General features: G+C 58.6%; 15 protein-coding genes. 11 read left to right on the forward strand and 4 right to left on the reverse strand.

Features of this window, described 5'->3' with window-relative positions:
* The first annotated feature begins 5 nt into the window (after positions 1-5).
* The 6 genes from H2515_RS04250 to H2515_RS04275 all read left to right on the forward strand — a co-directional run bounded on the left by H2515_RS04250 (position 6) and on the right by H2515_RS04275 (position 6,793).
* On the forward strand, positions 6-1,931 hold the full coding sequence (locus tag H2515_RS04250) for an ATP-dependent DNA helicase (protein WP_198660972.1): 1,926 nt from the start codon (positions 6-8) through the stop codon (positions 1,929-1,931).
* Positions 1,931-2,605, forward strand: a complete 675-nt coding sequence (gene tsaB / locus H2515_RS04255; protein WP_014029779.1) for a tRNA (adenosine(37)-N6)-threonylcarbamoyltransferase complex dimerization subunit type 1 TsaB — start codon at positions 1,931-1,933, stop codon at positions 2,603-2,605. Before H2515_RS04250 ends, tsaB begins: the two co-directional genes overlap by 1 nt.
* A complete protein-coding gene (gene rimI / locus H2515_RS04260) occupies positions 2,602-3,072 on the forward strand; it encodes a ribosomal protein S18-alanine N-acetyltransferase (protein ID WP_014029778.1) in 471 nt (156 codons plus the stop codon). Before tsaB ends, rimI begins: the two co-directional genes overlap by 4 nt.
* A 6-nt stretch (positions 3,073-3,078) precedes the next feature.
* The gene (locus H2515_RS04265; protein ID WP_198660973.1) at positions 3,079-4,698 is read left to right on the forward strand and encodes a peptide chain release factor 3; all 1,620 of its coding nucleotides are present in this window, start codon (positions 3,079-3,081) and stop codon (positions 4,696-4,698) included.
* Between the two features lie 24 nt (positions 4,699-4,722).
* Positions 4,723-5,166, forward strand: coding sequence for an SEL1-like repeat protein (locus H2515_RS04270; protein WP_065413483.1), 444 nt, complete (start codon positions 4,723-4,725; stop codon positions 5,164-5,166).
* A gap of 169 nt (positions 5,167-5,335) precedes the next feature.
* The gene (locus H2515_RS04275; protein ID WP_269802060.1) at positions 5,336-6,793 is read left to right on the forward strand and encodes a catalase; all 1,458 of its coding nucleotides are present in this window, start codon (positions 5,336-5,338) and stop codon (positions 6,791-6,793) included.
* Between the two features lie 125 nt (positions 6,794-6,918).
* On the opposite strand, the gene H2515_RS04280 is transcribed toward H2515_RS04275, so the two are convergent.
* The 4 genes from H2515_RS04280 to H2515_RS04295 are packed head-to-tail and all read right to left on the reverse strand — an operon-like array spanning position 6,919 to position 11,115.
* Entirely contained in the window at positions 6,919-8,430 is a 1,512-nt protein-coding gene (locus H2515_RS04280; RefSeq protein WP_198660975.1) for a YifB family Mg chelatase-like AAA ATPase, read from the reverse strand.
* 3 nt (positions 8,431-8,433) lie between these two features.
* Positions 8,434-8,697, reverse strand: a complete 264-nt coding sequence (locus H2515_RS04285; RefSeq protein WP_014029773.1) for an accessory factor UbiK family protein — start codon at positions 8,695-8,697, stop codon at positions 8,434-8,436.
* Between the two features lie 11 nt (positions 8,698-8,708).
* Positions 8,709-9,896, reverse strand: a complete 1,188-nt coding sequence (locus tag H2515_RS04290) for an FAD-dependent monooxygenase (RefSeq protein WP_198660976.1) — start codon at positions 9,894-9,896, stop codon at positions 8,709-8,711.
* Positions 9,886-11,115 carry an FAD-dependent monooxygenase gene (locus H2515_RS04295; RefSeq protein WP_014029771.1) on the reverse strand — a complete coding sequence of 410 codons (1,230 nt, stop codon included), beginning with the start codon at positions 11,113-11,115 and terminating at the stop codon, positions 9,886-9,888. The genes H2515_RS04290 and H2515_RS04295 overlap by 11 nt, the downstream gene beginning before the upstream one ends.
* A 173-nt stretch (positions 11,116-11,288) precedes the next feature.
* Between H2515_RS04295 and H2515_RS04300 the strand changes: the two genes are divergently transcribed.
* The 5 genes from H2515_RS04300 to ubiD all read left to right on the forward strand — a co-directional run bounded on the left by H2515_RS04300 (position 11,289) and on the right by ubiD (position 15,697).
* The gene (locus H2515_RS04300; protein WP_198660977.1) at positions 11,289-12,059 is read left to right on the forward strand and encodes a TatD family hydrolase; all 771 of its coding nucleotides are present in this window, start codon (positions 11,289-11,291) and stop codon (positions 12,057-12,059) included.
* Positions 12,056-12,805 carry a tRNA threonylcarbamoyladenosine dehydratase gene (locus H2515_RS04305; protein ID WP_014029769.1) on the forward strand — a complete coding sequence of 250 codons (750 nt, stop codon included), beginning with the start codon at positions 12,056-12,058 and terminating at the stop codon, positions 12,803-12,805. Before H2515_RS04300 ends, H2515_RS04305 begins: the two co-directional genes overlap by 4 nt.
* 117 nt (positions 12,806-12,922) lie before the next feature.
* Positions 12,923-13,315, forward strand: coding sequence for an SCP2 sterol-binding domain-containing protein (locus tag H2515_RS04310; RefSeq protein ID WP_014029768.1), 393 nt, complete (start codon positions 12,923-12,925; stop codon positions 13,313-13,315).
* A gap of 12 nt (positions 13,316-13,327) precedes the next feature.
* Positions 13,328-14,200, forward strand: coding sequence for a phosphate/phosphite/phosphonate ABC transporter substrate-binding protein (locus H2515_RS04315; protein WP_198660978.1), 873 nt, complete (start codon positions 13,328-13,330; stop codon positions 14,198-14,200).
* Between the two features lie 24 nt (positions 14,201-14,224).
* The gene (ubiD, locus tag H2515_RS04320; RefSeq protein WP_014029766.1) at positions 14,225-15,697 is read left to right on the forward strand and encodes a 4-hydroxy-3-polyprenylbenzoate decarboxylase; all 1,473 of its coding nucleotides are present in this window, start codon (positions 14,225-14,227) and stop codon (positions 15,695-15,697) included.
* The last annotated feature ends 33 nt before the right edge of the window (positions 15,698-15,730 follow it).

Below are 15,730 nucleotides of genomic sequence, written 5' to 3' on the forward strand. Positions count from 1 at the left end.
ATGGGGTGTCGGGAGTGATCGGGGAGGAAGAAGACTGGTCCGTGCTGTTGGGGCAAGCCGGGGCGCTGGCCCAAGTGCTGCCGCAGTTCCGGGCACGGGAGCAGCAACAGGCCATGGCCGCGCAGGTGGCCCATACGTTGCGCGACGGCGGTGTCGCCTTGATCGAGGCAGGGACAGGGACGGGCAAAACTTTCGCCTATCTTCTGCCGGCCATGCTTTCCGGACGCAAAGTACTGGTTTCTACGGGTAGCAAAGCCTTGCAGGACCAAATTCTGGAAAAGGATTTTCCGTTGCTGTTGCGGGCCACTGGAAAGCCGTTGCGGGTCAGCCGCCTCAAAGGGCGGGCTAATTATCTCTGTCGGCATCGTTTGCAGCGCTTCAGTGCCGAGGGCGTAGCACCCGCTCTTGCTGCACCTTTGGCGCGGGTGGTGGACTGGGCTGGACAGACCCGGGAGGGGGATGTTGGCGAGCTGACTTCGGTACCCGAGGATTCGCCGGTCTGGCCCTTGGTGACCTCGACCCGGGACAACTGCCTCGGCAGCGATTGCCCAGAATATGGGCGCTGTCATGTCATAGAGGCGCGACGGCAGGCGCAGGAGGCGGATATTCTGGTGGTGAATCATCACCTGCTTTTCTCCGATCTGGCATTGAAGGCGAACGGCATGGGGGACTTATTGCCGCGGGTCGAAGCGATGGTGCTGGATGAGGCACATCAATTGTTGGAGCTGGCCGGCCGTTATTTCGGTCAGCAACTGAGTAGTCATCAGCTTTGGGACTGGGCCCGGGACAGCCGTACCGAAACCCTGACCGAAGCGGGGGATGATGAATGCTTGCTGGTGGCGGCGGCACAGGTGGAAACTCTCACTACCGCGTGGCGAACCGCATTGGGTCCTGGTGAGGAGCGCGGGTCTTGGACCTTGCATACGGATAAAGTGCAAAGTGTTGCCTTTGCCCGTTTGCGTCAGGCTGTGGCGGAGCTGAACCAGGCCCTGACCGCGGCCGCAACCCGTGGCAAGGGCCTGGAGCAATGTGCGGCACGCGGCGCTGCCCTGCTGGCGACGGTCGATTTTTTTACGGCGCACAGCGCTCCGAACATGGTGTTCTGGCAGGAAAAGAAGGCACGTACGGTGCAGATCCATGCTACCCCGCTGGATGTCGCAGCATCCTTGCAGAGGCATTTGCTGGAGCCGGTGGAAAGCGTGATTCTGACCAGCGCGACTTTGCGGGTCGGTGACAGTTTCGCCAGCACCGAGCGGGCCCTGGGCTTGACGGGTGCAAGCACCTTTACCGCCGCCTCACCTTTCGATTATGCCCGGCAGTCCTTGCTGTATCTGCCACCGGCGCTGCCGGAGCCTAATCATCCCACGTACACCCATGCCTGTCTGGAAGCGGCAGTCCCGGTCATTGAAGCCAGCGGGGGACGGACTTTTTTTCTCTTTACCAGTCACCGCGCCTTACAAGAAGCGGCGGCGGCCTTGCCCCAGCGGCTGTCCTTTCCCATTCTGGTGCAGGGGAGTATGCCCAGGCCCCGTCTTCTGGATCGTTTTCGCAGTCTGGGTAATGCAGTGTTGCTGGGGGCCGCGAGTTTCTGGGAGGGGGTGGATGTGCAGGGTGAAGCACTCTCCTGTGTCATTATCGATAAGTTGCCCTTTGCCAATCCCGCGGACCCGATTCTGCGGGCCCGCACGGAGCAGTGTCAGGCAGCGGGCGGCGAGCCTTTCCGGGAATTGCAGATCCCCCAGGCGGTTATTGCCTTGCGCCAGGGGGTTGGGCGGCTGATTCGCTCCGAGGCGGATCGCGGAGTGCTCATGCTCTGCGATCCACGCTTGCGCACGAAGGGCTACGGACGGATATTTCTCGATAGTCTGCCGCCCATGCGGCGTGTTTCCGGCCTCGATGCAGTCCAGGCCTTCTGGCGGGAAAAAGCCTGATGGACGCGCGCCGTTTCCTGGCCATGGATACAGCTACCGAGGCCTGCTCGGTGGCTGTCAGTACGGCAGATGGGGTGGAGGAAGAGTTTGTCGTGGCGGCTAACGGCCACAGTCAGTTGTTGCTGCCCATGATTCAACGGGTGCTGGATCGTGCTGGTGTTACCCTCGCCGATATAGAGGCTATCGCTTGCGGCGTAGGTCCGGGTGGTTTCACCGGGGTACGCATTGGCGTCAGCACCGCGCAGGCGTTGGCCATGGCCCGGGGGTTGCCTGTCTATCCCGTCTCCAGTTTGCAGGCACTGGCTGCGACGGTGTCGCAGCCGCAGATGTTGGCGGCGCTTGATGCGCGCAGGGGTGAAGTTTACGCCGGGGTGTTCTGTCAGGATGCGCAGGGGATCCCGCAGTTGCAAGGTGCGGAAAAAGTCTGTGTACCCGATGCCGTGGACTGGCCTGCTACTGGTCAGTGGTGGGGGCTGGGTACCGGCTGGCAAGCTTATCATGCCCACTGGCAGGGGGCTGGTATACTCGGTTGGAGTGGCGACAGTTTTCCGCGGGCCGAGGCCGTATTGCGCCTTGCCCAGGCGCGCTACCAGGCAGGGGATCGTGGCATTTCCCCGGTGCCGCTGGAGCCGCACTATATCCGTCCTTCCCTGCCGGAGGAGCAACAAAAATGAATCTGCGCCCCATGCGGGCAGGTGATCTGGATGCAGTGGCGACGCTGGAGTCGCACATTTCGCCGGGACCTTGGACGCGGAGTATTTTCCGCGACTGCATGCAGGCGGGCTATGATGCCTGGATTATGGAGGACGACGCCGGTGTGTTGGTGGCCTTTGGGGTCTTGTCCACGGGCGCGGCCGAGGCGCATATCCTTAATCTCGGTGTGGCGCCTACCTTGCGCCGACGTGGTTTCGGGCGGCACATGCTGCAACATCTTCTCTGCCGGGCTGGGCAACTGGGTGCGCAAAGGGCCTTTCTCGAAGTGCGGGTGTCCAATATCGGTGCGCAGGATCTGTATCGTTCCCAGGGTTTCCATGAAATCGGGGTGCGTTTGAATTATTATCGCAATGAAGAGGGTCGGGAAGATGCGCTGGTCTTGTCCTTGTCGCTCCTGCCGTCCGTAAATCAACTCAGAGAAGGTTAATCTTTTATGTCGTCATCCCCTGTTGCTGCGGCCCCGGCCGACGCGTTTATTGACGCAATTCAGCGTCGCCGCACCTTTGCCATCATCTCCCACCCTGATGCCGGTAAGACGACGCTTACTGAAAAACTCCTGCTCTTCGGGGGCGCGATTCAGTTGGCAGGGACGGTCAAAGCGCGCAAAAGCAGTCGTCACGCCACCAGCGACTGGATGGCTATCGAAAAGAGTCGCGGCATTTCTGTCGCCAGTTCGGTGATGCAGTTTGAATATGCCGAGCATGTCATCAATTTGCTAGACACGCCGGGTCATCAGGACTTCTCCGAAGATACTTACCGGGTACTGACAGCGGTGGATTCGGCGCTGATGGTGATCGACGGAGGCAATGGTGTTGAGGCGCAGACTATCAAACTGCTGGAAGTCTGCCGTCTGCGTGATACCCCCATCATCACCTTCATGAACAAATTCGATCGCGAAAGTCGCGATCCTACCGAATTACTGGATGAAGTGGAGTCGGTGCTGGGTATCCAATGCGCGCCGGTAACCTGGCCTATCGGCATGGGTAAACGTTTTCGCGGGGTGTATCACCTGTTGCGCGATGAGGTTCTGGTTTTCGCCGCTGGTGAGGAAACCCGGGAGCAGACGGTGGAGCGGATTGCCGGGATCAACAATCCGGAGCTGGACCGTCGCTTTGCCGAAGAAATGTCTGAGTTGCGGGAACAGGTGGCATTACTGCGCGGTGCCTCCCACCCCTTCGCGCTGGAGGATTTTCTAGAGGGACAGCAGACGCCGGTGTTTTTCGGTTCGGCCATCAATAACTTCGGGGTGCGAGAATTGCTGGGAGCCCTTATCGACTGGGCGCCTTCGCCTCGTCCCCGTCCCACCACGGGCCGGACAGTGCAGCCCGAAGAAGAAGCCTTCAGCGGTTTTGTGTTCAAGATTCAGGCTAATATGGACCCCCAGCACCGCGACCGGGTGGCCTTTCTCCGGGTCTGCTCCGGGCACTTTCAGCGCGGCATGAAGATTAAACATTTGCGTTTGGGTAGGGATATTCAGGTGCATAATCCCATCACCTTTCTCGCCCAGGAGCGAGAACTGGTGGAAGAGGCCTTCGCTGGCGACATTATTGGCCTGCATAATCATGGTAGCATTCAGATTGGCGATAGTTTCAGTCAGGGTGAAGCACTGCAGTTCACCGGGATTCCCTACTTTGCGCCGGAACTGTTCCGCCGGGTGCGTCTGCGTAACCCTCTCAAGGCCAAGCAACTGCAAAAGGGGCTGCAACAACTGGCGGAGGAGGGCGCTACCCAGGTCTTCAAACCACTGCAAGGCGGAGATATGATTCTCGGTGCGGTCGGCGTACTGCAATTTGATGTGGTAGCGGAACGGCTGAAAACCGAATATGCCGTCGATGCGATTTTCGAGCCGGTGACGGTACAGGCGGCACGCTGGATTCAGTGTGATGATCCCAAAATACTCGCCGAATTTATTCGCAAGCATGAAGAGCAGCTCGCCGAAGACGCGGGGAATCGCCTCGCCTATCTGGCGCCCTCCCGCGTTAATCTCGATCTTACTATGGAGCGCTGGCCACAGGTGGTGTTCCACGCTACTCGGGAGCATGCGGGAACCTGATCGAAAGCGAAGGAGGAAGAAGCCATGCTTCGATGCGTGATACTTATGCTGGTTGGCGGCCTGTGGCCCTTCGCGGCGCTGGCGCAGGATCTGGAATCCCTGCGCAATCGGGCCGAACAGGACCCCGCTGCGCTGGCGCGGTTGCAGCAGGCAGCATCAGCGCGGGATGCCAAGGCCGCCTTCTACCTCGGCACCCTCTACTCGCCCTTGATCACCCGCCAGGAAAGTACCGTCGTCAAAGGCTGGCCGGAGACCTTGCACTGGTACCGTCAGGCGGCTCGCCTCGGCTGCGCCCGGGCGGATTTCGACCTGGGTCTGGTTTATGAAGAGGGCCTGGGTGTCGCCAAAAATACGCAACGCGCCGCAGTGTATTTTTCCCGGATGGCGGCCATAGCCCGTATAAAGACGGCGCCGCCCTCTTCGGCAAGTTCAGCAGTTGGGCAGCACACGGGTATCCATAGGGACTAGGGCGGGTCCGCAGCCGTCGATACCACTCAAAATATAAGAATTATCCAAATCAGTGGCACGCTATATGTTTGACATTGGTCCAAATAATGTCTAGAAACAGACGAGCGCTTCCCCAGGAGATCGGGTCGGAGCGTTCGGAGCGCATTCACAATTTTGGAGGAGGTGTAACGTGAGCAAATGTCCTGTAATGACTACGTCCGCCGGGGTTCCAGTTGCTGACAATGAGAACAGTCTCTCCGCCGGACCGCGTGGCCCGCTCTTAATGGAAGATTATCAACTGTTTGAACGTATGGCGCATTTTAATCGCGAGCGGGTGCCGGAGCGCGTGGTGCATGCCAAGGGCGCAGGTGCCTATGGGCAGTTTGAAGTGACCAGCGATATTTCCCGTTTTACCCGCGCTCATCTGTTTTCTGCCATCGGTAATCGTTGTGACTTATTTTTGCGTTTCTCCCACGTGGCCGGAGAGCAAGGCTATGCGGACACCGTGCGTGATCCGCGCGGTTTCGCCATCAAATTTTACACGGAAGAAGGCAATTGGGATCTTGTCGGCAATAACACGCCGGTTTTTTTTATCAGGGATCCGCTTAAATTTCAGGATTTCATTCATAGCCAAAAGCGTCGTCCAGATACTGGCCTGCGCGACAATACCATGCAATGGGACTGGTGGAGTCTATCTCCAGAATCCTTGCATCAGGTCACTATTTTGTTCTCTGATCGCGGAATTCCTGCCTCTTACCGGAATATGAACGGATATGGTAGCCATACCTTCAGCGTCTGGAATGATCAGGGTGAGCGCTACTGGGTAAAATGGCATCTCAAAACCATGCAGGGGATTAAAACATTACGGGCAGAAGATGCGGCGCGCATTGCCGGAGAGGACCCCGATTTTCATCGCCGTGATCTCCATGCAGCCATTGCCCGTGGTGAATTCCCGCGCTGGCAAGTGCAGATACAGATCATGCCGGAAAAAGATGCGGAGACTTATGGGATTCATCCATTTGACTTAACCAAAGTCTGGCCGCATAAGGATTATCCGCCCCAAGAAGTAGGCATTCTTACCTTGAATCGAAACCCGGAAAACTTTTTTGCCGAGGTGGAACAGGCGGCTTTTGAACCAGGTAATTTGCCGCCGGGTTTGGGCGTGTCGCCGGATAAGGTCTTGCAGGCACGCCTGTTATCCTATGCGGATACGCATCGGTACCGTATCGGCATTAATTATGCGAGCCTGCCGGTGAACCAGCCTCATTGTCCCGTGCATACGTACCATCGCGATGGCCATATGCGTTTCGACGGCAACTCCGGAGGAGCGGTAAATTATGAGCCGAATAGCTTCTCTGGACCCGTACAGGCTCCTGGATATCGTGCACCACCTCTGAAGATATCCGGGGATGCCGATCGTTATGATCATCGCCAAGGCAATGAGGACTACCAGCAGGCAGGCGACTTGTTTCGCTTGATGAACGCAGATCAAAAAGCGCAATTGATTGGCAATATTGTCGGTGCTATGCGCGAAGTACCTAAGTCTATTCAACTCCGGCAGATTGGTCATTTTATGAAGGCCGATTCTGCCTACGGAAAGGGTGTGGCGGAAGGGCTGGATATTGGTATGGATGAAATAGCGCTGTAAAACTAAATAAATTTCTATTCGGGAATGCTTCCGACAAAGCCGCTGATACAACATGCAGCGGCTATGGTATGGCCGATAGGGCTCAGGCCCCAGGGAGGCAAGAATTCACCGCAGTTCCATAAAAATTACCGCATCAGTGTCTGTGCCAAGCGTCGATACTGGATGGCTTCCGCCAGATGCTGGGTACTGATCGGATCACTCCCTTCCAGATCGGCAATACTGCGGGCAACACGCAGCACGCGATGGTAACCGCGTGCGGAGAGGTGCAGGGTCTCGGTGGCGCGGCTGAGCAGGCGGGTGCCCACCGCATCCAGGGCGCAAAACTGCGCCAGCCGTTCGCCTTGAAGTTGCGCGTTGCGCGCCTGCTGGCGCTGCCACTGGCGATCAACGGCCTGAGCTATACGTTCGCGCCAGTAGGTGGAACTTTCACCTTGTGCTGCCTCTTGTAAGGCGCTGACCGGCAGGGTGGGCACCTCCAGCTGGATGTCGATGCGGTCCAGCAGTGGGCCGGAGAGCCGGCTGCGGTATTGGCTGATCTGCGCCGGGGTACAGCGGCACATCTGCTGCGGATCACCGAAATGGCCGCAGGGACAGGGATTCATCGCTGCGACCAACTGAAAACGGGCCGGAAAAATAGCCCGCCGCGCCGCCCTGGCGATATGGATTTCTCCAGACTCCAACGGCTCCCGCAGTACTTCCAAAACCGCACGGGGGAACTCGGGCATTTCGTCCAGAAAAAGAATACCGTGGTGCGCCATGCTGATTTCGCCGGGACGCGGGTGCGAACCCCCGCCCACCAGTGCCGCAGAAGAAGCACTATGGTGGGGGCTACGGAACGGGCGTCTACCCCAATGACGAATATCGAAGCCGTTTTCTTGCAGGCTGTGGATGGCGGCCACTTCCAGCGCCTCGCTGCGGCGCAGGGGGGGCAGCAGGCCGGGCAGTCGCGCCGCCAGCATGCTTTTGCCGGTGCCCGGTGGGCCCGACAGGAGCAGGTGATGACCGCCTACCGCTGCGACAATCAGCGCCCGCTTGGCCGATTCCTGACCGCGTACGTCATGCAGATCGGGGTAGGGAATGGCGGATTCCTGAGCCTCCGCATCGGCGATGACTTCGGGCAGGCGATCCGTGCCGCGCAAGTGGGCGACAGCCTCTGCCAGATTCGCGCAGGCAAAGACCGGGGTGCTTTGGGCAAAAGCGGCTTCCTGGGCATTGCCTTGCGGCACCAGAATGGCACGATTGGCTTGTCCCGCTGCCAGTGTGCTGGAGAGCGTGCCCGTCACCGGACGCAGGCCGCCATCCAGGGCCAGTTCGCCAATCATCTCCAGTTTTGCCAGTGCGGCTGCAGGCAGCTGCCCGCTGGCGGCAAGAATGCCGATGGCCATGGGCAGATCGAAGCGGCCACCCTCTTTCGGCAGGTCGGCGGGGGCCAGATTGACAACCATACGCCGCGCCGGGAACTCAAAACCACTGTTCTGAATAGCCGAGCGTACCCGATCCCGGGCTTCCTTGACCGCCGTTTCGGCGAGGCCGACGACGGCGAAGGTGGGCAGGCCGGGGCCCAGATCGCATTCCACGGTGACGCCCGCCGCCTGCACCCCGGTAAGGGCGCGGCTATGGACTATCGCCAGCGGCAAAGCTCAGTCCTTGCTGGCGTCTTCGTCTACAGTGGCCTGGGGTGCCAGGGCGTCGACGCGATTTTCCAGCACGGCGACCCGCGCAGCGAGGCGGGAGAGCAGGTCCTGCTGCACATCAAATTCATCGCGAGTGACCAGATCCAGCCGATCCAGCGCATTGGAGAGCATGGCGCGCGCCTGCTTGTCCACATCTTCCTTGACCGTTCCTAAACGGGCGATGGTGTCGCCAATGGCGGCGGCGATATCGTCAGCAATACGGTGTTGCATCTACAATCTCCTTAAAGGCCCATGGCCTGACGGATGAGAAAACGTTTGACCGGAGAGATGACTCCCGTCCCCAGCATCCCCAAGTCGCGTAGCCGGGCGAGACCGCGACTGCGGTTGGAGAAAAGATGACTGAGGGCGCCACAAGTCAGTACGGTGACGAGATTATCAGGCCGCCGCGCACTTTGATAGCGACGCAGCACGGCGGTTTCGCCCCAATCCTCATGACGCTGACGGGCTGCGGTAATGACCGTCAGCAATTGTTCAGCATCACGAAATCCCAGATTTACCCCCAGGCCCGCGAGCGGATGAACGCCGTGGGCGGTATCCCCCAGCAACACGCTGCGTTCCCCGACGTAACGGCTGCTGTGCAGGGCCGCGAGCGGATAGCTACCGCGTCGTCCGATGTGTTGGAAATGTCCCAGTTGTGGCCCGAACGCTTGATATAGTTCACGCAGAAACCGGGCATCATCCAGGGCCATCAGGTGCCGCGCACGGGCATGTTTTGCACTCCAGACGATGGAGGCGCGGGCTTTACCGTCGGCATCATCGCTGAAGGGCAGCACCGCGAGCGGACCGGTGGAGAGGAAGCGCTGATAGGCGATGTGGCGATGAGCTTTTTCAATCCAGACCGTGGCGGTAATGGCATCCTGTCCATAATCTTCACGGAAAACCGGTGCCCGAATGAGCGCTTTGCGCAACGGCGACTGGCGGCCCTCCGCAATGGCCAGCAGGGTGCCGTGGGACTCTATCCCCGCGGCATCGGCGACGTACATGGCTCTGCTATCGGCAACGGCGCTGGTGATTTCCCGTCCGTAATAAATGTGTAGTCCGGCGCCTTCCAGCGCCGCATGCAGGGCTTGTTCCAGGCGACGATTCTCGACAATGTGCCCGAGCCGGTCTGCTCCACCTTCTTCGGCATCCAGATGAATACTGCCCGAGCCTTCCCCATCCCAGACCCGCATGCGTTCCACGGCACTGCCCAGCAGCGCGGGATCAATGCCCAGACTGGCCAAAAAACGCCCGGACCCGGTGGCGATTAAGCTGGCGCGATCAAAGGGATCCGCCGCCGCGCATGCCGCGGCGCTGCGTTTTTCAAACACGGCAACGCGCAGCCCCGCCTGTTGGGCGGCCAAGGCGAGGCTGGCACCGACCATGCCGGCGCCGGAAATGATGAGATCGTAGCTGGTACTATCCGACATAGGCCCTGTCCATAGCCAAATCCGGGATGGCGCTTTGCGCCGGGAGATGAATGCCAGCCAGCCGCGCCGCGAGTTCCCGCTTCCCTAGTGGCATCTGATCCAGTAGTGCCAGAGCCGCGGCCCGTGCCAGGCGCAGCGGCAGGCGTGGGCTGCCGAACAGACGGTTCATCGTCTCGGTAAAGGCAATGGTTTCCAACCGGTCGCGGCGACGGATGCGGACATAGTCGTTGAGTAGCGATTTATTCCCCGGATCATCACCGCGCCGTGCCGCTTCCCGCAGCAGGGCACCCAGAGTCAGCACATCCCGTAATCCCAGGTTATACCCTTGACCAGCCAGAGGATGCAGGGTCTGTGCGGCATTGCCTACCAAGGCCAAACGCTGACCGGACTCGGCCCAAAGCCGCTGGAAAAACAGGGGATAGACACTGCGCGGGCCAGTCATGACGAGTGGTGGCAGTTGCGGCGGTCTCTGACGGTTCAGGGCCTCTACAAATTCTGCATCAGAAAGGTCCAGTACGCGGCTGGCATCGCCGGGGCGCAGGCTCCAGACAATGGAGAATTGCTTATTGCCGATAGGCAGGAAGGCCAGCGGTCCGCTCTCCAGAAAATGCTCGAAGGCGATGCCGGGCAGAGCCTGCCGCGGGGTCACTGTGGCGATGATGGCATGGCGGTTATGATCCCAGCCCATGCGTCGCAGACTTGCTAGCCGTGCCAGTTCGCCATGGCCGCCATCGGCAACCACCGTCAGCGCTGTCTCGACCCGCAAATCAGGCCAGTCCAGTTGCACCCGGTCCGGAAACCATTGCAGGGCCTGCAACGGTCCCGGTGATTCCTGCTGAAGGGTGTGACAACGCGCCAGCGGCACGGCCAGGGCATCATTCAGGGTCTCCAGACCAGCGACTTCACCCAGTCTTTGCTCCGGTGCGTTCAGCAGGCCGTGTTCCAGGCGCACCTGCCCGCGGATGCCCTGCTGGCTAATCTGCACGGTCTGAATAGCGGCGGCATCCGCCAGCGGCATGGCTACCCCCAGACGGCTGAGCAGGCGACGGCTACCCAAGGCCAGCGCGACAGTGCGCTCTGTTAGCCGCGGTCGTGCCTGCACCAGGGGGTAAGTGTCCAGCAGCAATACGCGCAGCGGGCTGCCCGCCAGTGCGAGAACCAGGCTGCGCGCCACTGGACCATTACCCAAAATGGCCAGATCTGCCGTCATCGTACGCATAATTCCTCCAGCGTGGTCTCCATGTCCGGCCATTTAAGACCAAGATGCCCTTTGCAGCAAGTGCCGAGCCGATTACCCGGCACAGAATACACGTTTACCGCGGATTTTTGTTACCGTAAGATCAGCGGGTCTCTCCTCTCACTACGGGCGCTGGAAATGTCGCAGAGTTGCCTGTGTATGGTCTGATAGATAGCCATTGCCATCTGGATGATGTGTCCTTCGACGAAGATCGTGATGCGATTTTGCGCCGTGCAGAGATGGCGGGTGTCTGCAAGATCATTGTCCCCGCTTATACCCCGAAGCATTGGTGCCGACTCAAAGAAACCTGCCGTCATCACCCCGGACTGTATCCGGCCTATGGTGTGCATCCCCTCTATCTGGATGATCGGGATGACCGATGGGAAGCGACCTTGGCTACCCACCTGACGCAAGCAGTCGCTCTGGGAGAAATCGGGCTTGATGCGAGCGATGGGGCACCTGACGCCGCCCGCCAGCAGGCCGTTTTCACGATTCAACTCGCCATGGCGCAGCAATTGGGATTGCCCGTTATTCTCCATGCCCGGCAGAGCCTGGAAGAGGTGATTCTGATCTTGCGCCGCTTTCCTGGATTGCGCGGCGTGCTACACAGCTTCTCCGGCAGTCTCGTACAAGCACAGCGATTGATGGATTTGGGATTTTTGTTGGGGCTGGGTGGCGCACTCACCCACCCGCGTGCCCAGCGTCTGCGGGCGACAGTAGCTAATCTCCCTGTGGAATCGCTGCTGGCAGAGACAGATGCCCCATGGCAAACACCCCATGGGCATCCTGGTATCCGCAATGAACCGGCGTATCTCAGCGAAATTATCGCCAGCCTGGCACAGTTGCGGCATACTCCGGCTCAGGAAATCGCGCAGGTCACTGCGCAAAACGCCCTTACCTTATTTCATCTTCAGGACGCGCCATGATGTCCCATCCATTTGCCCGCACCGAGATTCTCCTGGGTGCACCTGCTGCCGCGACCTTGCGGGATCGTTATGTACTTATTGCCGGCGTCGGTGGGGTCGGAGGTTATGTCGCAGAAAACCTTGCCCGCGCTGGGGTTGGGCATATCACCCTCGTTGACCACGATGTGGTCAGTATTTCCAACCTCAATCGTCAACTCGTCGCTTTGCATTCCACGCTGGATCAGCCCAAGGTGGCGGTGATGGCCGCACGGATTCGTGATATTCATCCCGATTGCGTGCTCGAAACCCGTCAGGAGTTCATCAACACGGACAATGTCCAAAGTTTGCTGACGGGCAGCGGTGCTGAAGTGGTGGCGGATTGCATTGATGCCATCGCCTGCAAAGCGATCCTTATCCAGACGGCGCAGACCCTGAGTTTGCCCGTCTTTTCCAGCATGGGGGCAGGCAACCGTCTTGATCCCCGCCGGGTTCGCGTCGCGCGGCTCAATCAGACGGAAAAATGTCCGCTGGCCCGTGAGTTACGCGCCCTGCTGCGCAAGAGTGGTGCGTCCCTGGATGTGCAAACCGTCTTTTCCGATGAGTCACCGCGCCGGGCAGCCCCTCCGGAAGAAGTGTCCGCGCCGGGCGGGAGGGCCAAAACAGTTAATGGCACCATTTCCTTTATGCCCGCGATCTTCGGCGTATTATTGTCCGGTATTATTCTCCAGCATTTGTTAGCGACTGGCGAAAATCGCAATAGCGCCTAATTAGAGATAAAGTGGTAGCCACCACTAACTTGGCATATAACAATATATTAAAATGATGGTGATTTTGTGGGGCTTGATAATCTGATAATCAAGTTATTGAGGACGAGGGCTCTGATTATGACAGAAAAATTTATGAGTACGGAGTGGATTCGTCTGGTGGGCAAACAGTGGGATACGCATCAGGAAATCCAGAAGGATCTGAAAAACTTCAATGCCACCTGGGAGTACTACATTGAAGATCGCCCGGATATCCCTCATGTCATGCTGTTCTGCAAGGCGGGGAAAATTATCTACGCCGGACCTTCTGACGGGCGGCACCGCGATTTCATCATGTGGACGAACCTGGACCACTGGAAAAAAATTCTGTCCGGGGAGATCAGTGGAAAATCGGCATTGATGACTCGGCGACTCAAATTCAAGGGATCCATGATGACGGCCATGAAATACATGACGCCATTTAATATTCACCTCAATATTCTCGGTGAAATACCGGTGGATTTTAATATTTGAGGGCTATGAAATATGCCTACCTCCAACACAGCGGGAGAGTCCGTCCTGCATTTTACGGTGGATCCTAATTATTCCGGAAAAAATCTTCCGGGGTGGTTTTTGATGAATACCTATCTGCAGCGCCACCTCGGGCAGGCGATACATTTTCAGTCCCATGATGGTTTTGATGGCTGTCGTGCAGCGGTTCTCGCCAATCAATATGACCTGGTTTATGCAAACCCATTCGACTGGGTACAATATGCTCAGAAATTGGGTTTTGTGCCTATCGCCAAGCCTCGTAACCATTTTGATGAGGTGTATTTATGCACTTCGGCGACTACCCAGATACAAGAGATTGCGGATTTGCCGAGGCGCATCCGTGTCGCTTCAGCCCATCCCGCCACGCTGATCCATATGGTAGGGTTGTTTCTGCTGGATAAAGCAGATGTTGACCGGGCCCGTCTCGAATTTATATTCACCGGCAGTTATCAGGGCGTACTGAAAGCTATCTTGCAGGGGCGGGTCGATGTAGGTTTTTTGTTTGATGAAGTGTATGCCTGTGCGAGTGGCCTGATCCGTGATCGACTGCGCATTATTGATCGTTCCGATGATGCTTTCGCTTTCCATGCCTTCTGTGTTGGACCGCGCTTGTTGTCGCAGCAGGAGCGACTTACTCAGGTGCTCTGCCAGATGGAGCAGGAAGCGGGTGGACAGATGCTGTTGCGGGACATCGGTTTTTCCGGCTTTGCGCCGGTGACCGATGACGAGGTGGCTTGTCTGACCATGCTTGCCGATGAATACATCAGCGGCCACGAGGCTATCGATCTGCGCGCGACATCCTCTCTGGCTATCGATGACAGTGCCTTCGTGGTCGCCCGCGAGGATCCGGACAGCGGGACAAAGTAGCGTGCCTGTGCTTACAATGCCCGCATGAGCTACCGTGATCTGCGGGCCTTCATGGCCGACCTTGAAAAACGCGATTTATTGCGCCGATTGAACATACCCGTCTCGCCCGCGTTGGAGATGACGGAGATTTGCGATCGCAGCCTGCGCGCCGCAGGCCCTGCCATTTTGTTCACCCAGCCTGCGGGCTATGATATGCCCGTGCTGGGCAACCTTTTTGGCACGACGGAACGGGTGGCACTGGGAATGGGGGGCGAATCGCTCGCCGATCTCCGGCAGATCGGTCAATTATTGGCCTATCTCAAGGAGCCAGACCCACCCCGCGGCTTGCGCGACCTCTGGGAGAAATTGCCCACCCTGCGTAAAATCCTTTACATGGCGCCGACGACCATGAGCCGCCCGCCTTGTCAGGAAACTGTCCGGCGCGGAGCGGCGGTCGACCTCGCTGCTTTTCCGGTGCAGACCTGCTGGCCCGAGGATGCGGCCCCGCTCATGACCTGGGGCCTGACCATCACCAAGGGGCCGCACAAGCGGCGGGCCAACATGGGTATCTACCGGCAACAGGTCATCGGCCGTAACCGGGTGATCATGCGCTGGCTGGCGCACCGGGGCGGCGCTCAAGACCTGCGGGAGTTTCAGAAAGCACATCCCGGTGAGGCATTTCCCGTGGCCGTGGCCTATGGCGCTGACCCGGCAACCATCCTGGCCGCGGTCATCCCCATTCCCGATGCCATTTCTGAGCATCAGTTCGCCGGCCTGCTGCGCGGCGGACGTACGGAGCTCGCCAACGCCCTGAGCGTCCCGCTACAGGTACCCGCGCGTGCGGAGATTGTGCTGGAAGGGCATATTTATCCCGATGACATGGCGGTGGAAGGGCCTTTCGGAGATCACACCGGCTACTACAACGAGACCGAGCGCTTTCCGGTGTTCACCGTAGAGACCATCAGTCACCGTGAAAACCCCGTCTACCACAGCACTTACACCGGCCGTCCACCCGATGAGCCCGCCATACTCGGCGCCGCGCTCAATGAAGTTTTCGTGCCCTTGCTGCAAAAGCAGTTTCCGGAAATTGTCGATTTTTATTTGCCACCGGAGGGCTGCTCTTACCGCCTGGCCGTCGTCAGTATTCGTAAAGGTTATCCCGGTCACGCGAAAAGAATCATGTTCGGCATCTGGGGCTTTTTGCGGCAGTTTATGTACACCAAGTTCATCATTGTGGTGGATGAAGACATCAATGTGCGCCGCTGGGAGGACGTGATCTGGGCGATGACCACCCGGATGGATCCGGTGCGCGACATTACCCTCATTGAAAATACGCCCATAGATTATCTCGACTTCGCTTCGCCGGTTGCCGGGCTGGGCGGTAAACTGGGTATGGACGCCACCAACAAATTGCCTGGAGAGACGGCCAGAGAATGGGGTCGTCCCATTCATATGCCTGATGGGTTGCGCAAACGGGTGGATGACCTATTGGCCACGTTGGAGCGGCCGCTGTTCTAAACGCGCATATGGGGTTATTCTTAATCACTGATG

Source organism: Acidithiobacillus ferrivorans (genome assembly GCF_016250455.1).
In the GTDB taxonomy this organism is placed as follows: Bacteria; Pseudomonadota; Gammaproteobacteria; order Acidithiobacillales; family Acidithiobacillaceae; genus Acidithiobacillus; species Acidithiobacillus ferrivorans.

What these genes read in the sequence shown, in the direction of transcription:
- H2515_RS04290 (WP_198660976.1), bottom strand. Translation starts at nt 9,896, where the DNA reads ATGTCGGATAGTACCAGCTACGATCTCATCATTTCCGGCGCCGGCATG.
- tsaB (WP_014029779.1), top strand. Translation starts at nt 1,931, where the DNA reads ATGGACGCGCGCCGTTTCCTGGCCATGGATACAGCTACCGAGGCCTGC.
- H2515_RS04315 (WP_198660978.1), top strand. Translation starts at nt 13,328, where the DNA reads ATGCCTACCTCCAACACAGCGGGAGAGTCCGTCCTGCATTTTACGGTG.
- H2515_RS04310 (WP_014029768.1), top strand. Translation starts at nt 12,923, where the DNA reads ATGACAGAAAAATTTATGAGTACGGAGTGGATTCGTCTGGTGGGCAAA.
- rimI (WP_014029778.1), top strand. Translation starts at nt 2,602, where the DNA reads ATGAATCTGCGCCCCATGCGGGCAGGTGATCTGGATGCAGTGGCGACG.
- H2515_RS04295 (WP_014029771.1), bottom strand. Translation starts at nt 11,115, where the DNA reads ATGCGTACGATGACGGCAGATCTGGCCATTTTGGGTAATGGTCCAGTG.
- H2515_RS04305 (WP_014029769.1), top strand. Translation starts at nt 12,056, where the DNA reads ATGATGTCCCATCCATTTGCCCGCACCGAGATTCTCCTGGGTGCACCT.
- H2515_RS04265 (WP_198660973.1), top strand. Translation starts at nt 3,079, where the DNA reads ATGTCGTCATCCCCTGTTGCTGCGGCCCCGGCCGACGCGTTTATTGAC.
- H2515_RS04285 (WP_014029773.1), bottom strand. Translation starts at nt 8,697, where the DNA reads ATGCAACACCGTATTGCTGACGATATCGCCGCCGCCATTGGCGACACC.
- H2515_RS04270 (WP_065413483.1), top strand. Translation starts at nt 4,723, where the DNA reads ATGCTTCGATGCGTGATACTTATGCTGGTTGGCGGCCTGTGGCCCTTC.
- ubiD (WP_014029766.1), top strand. Translation starts at nt 14,225, where the DNA reads ATGAGCTACCGTGATCTGCGGGCCTTCATGGCCGACCTTGAAAAACGC.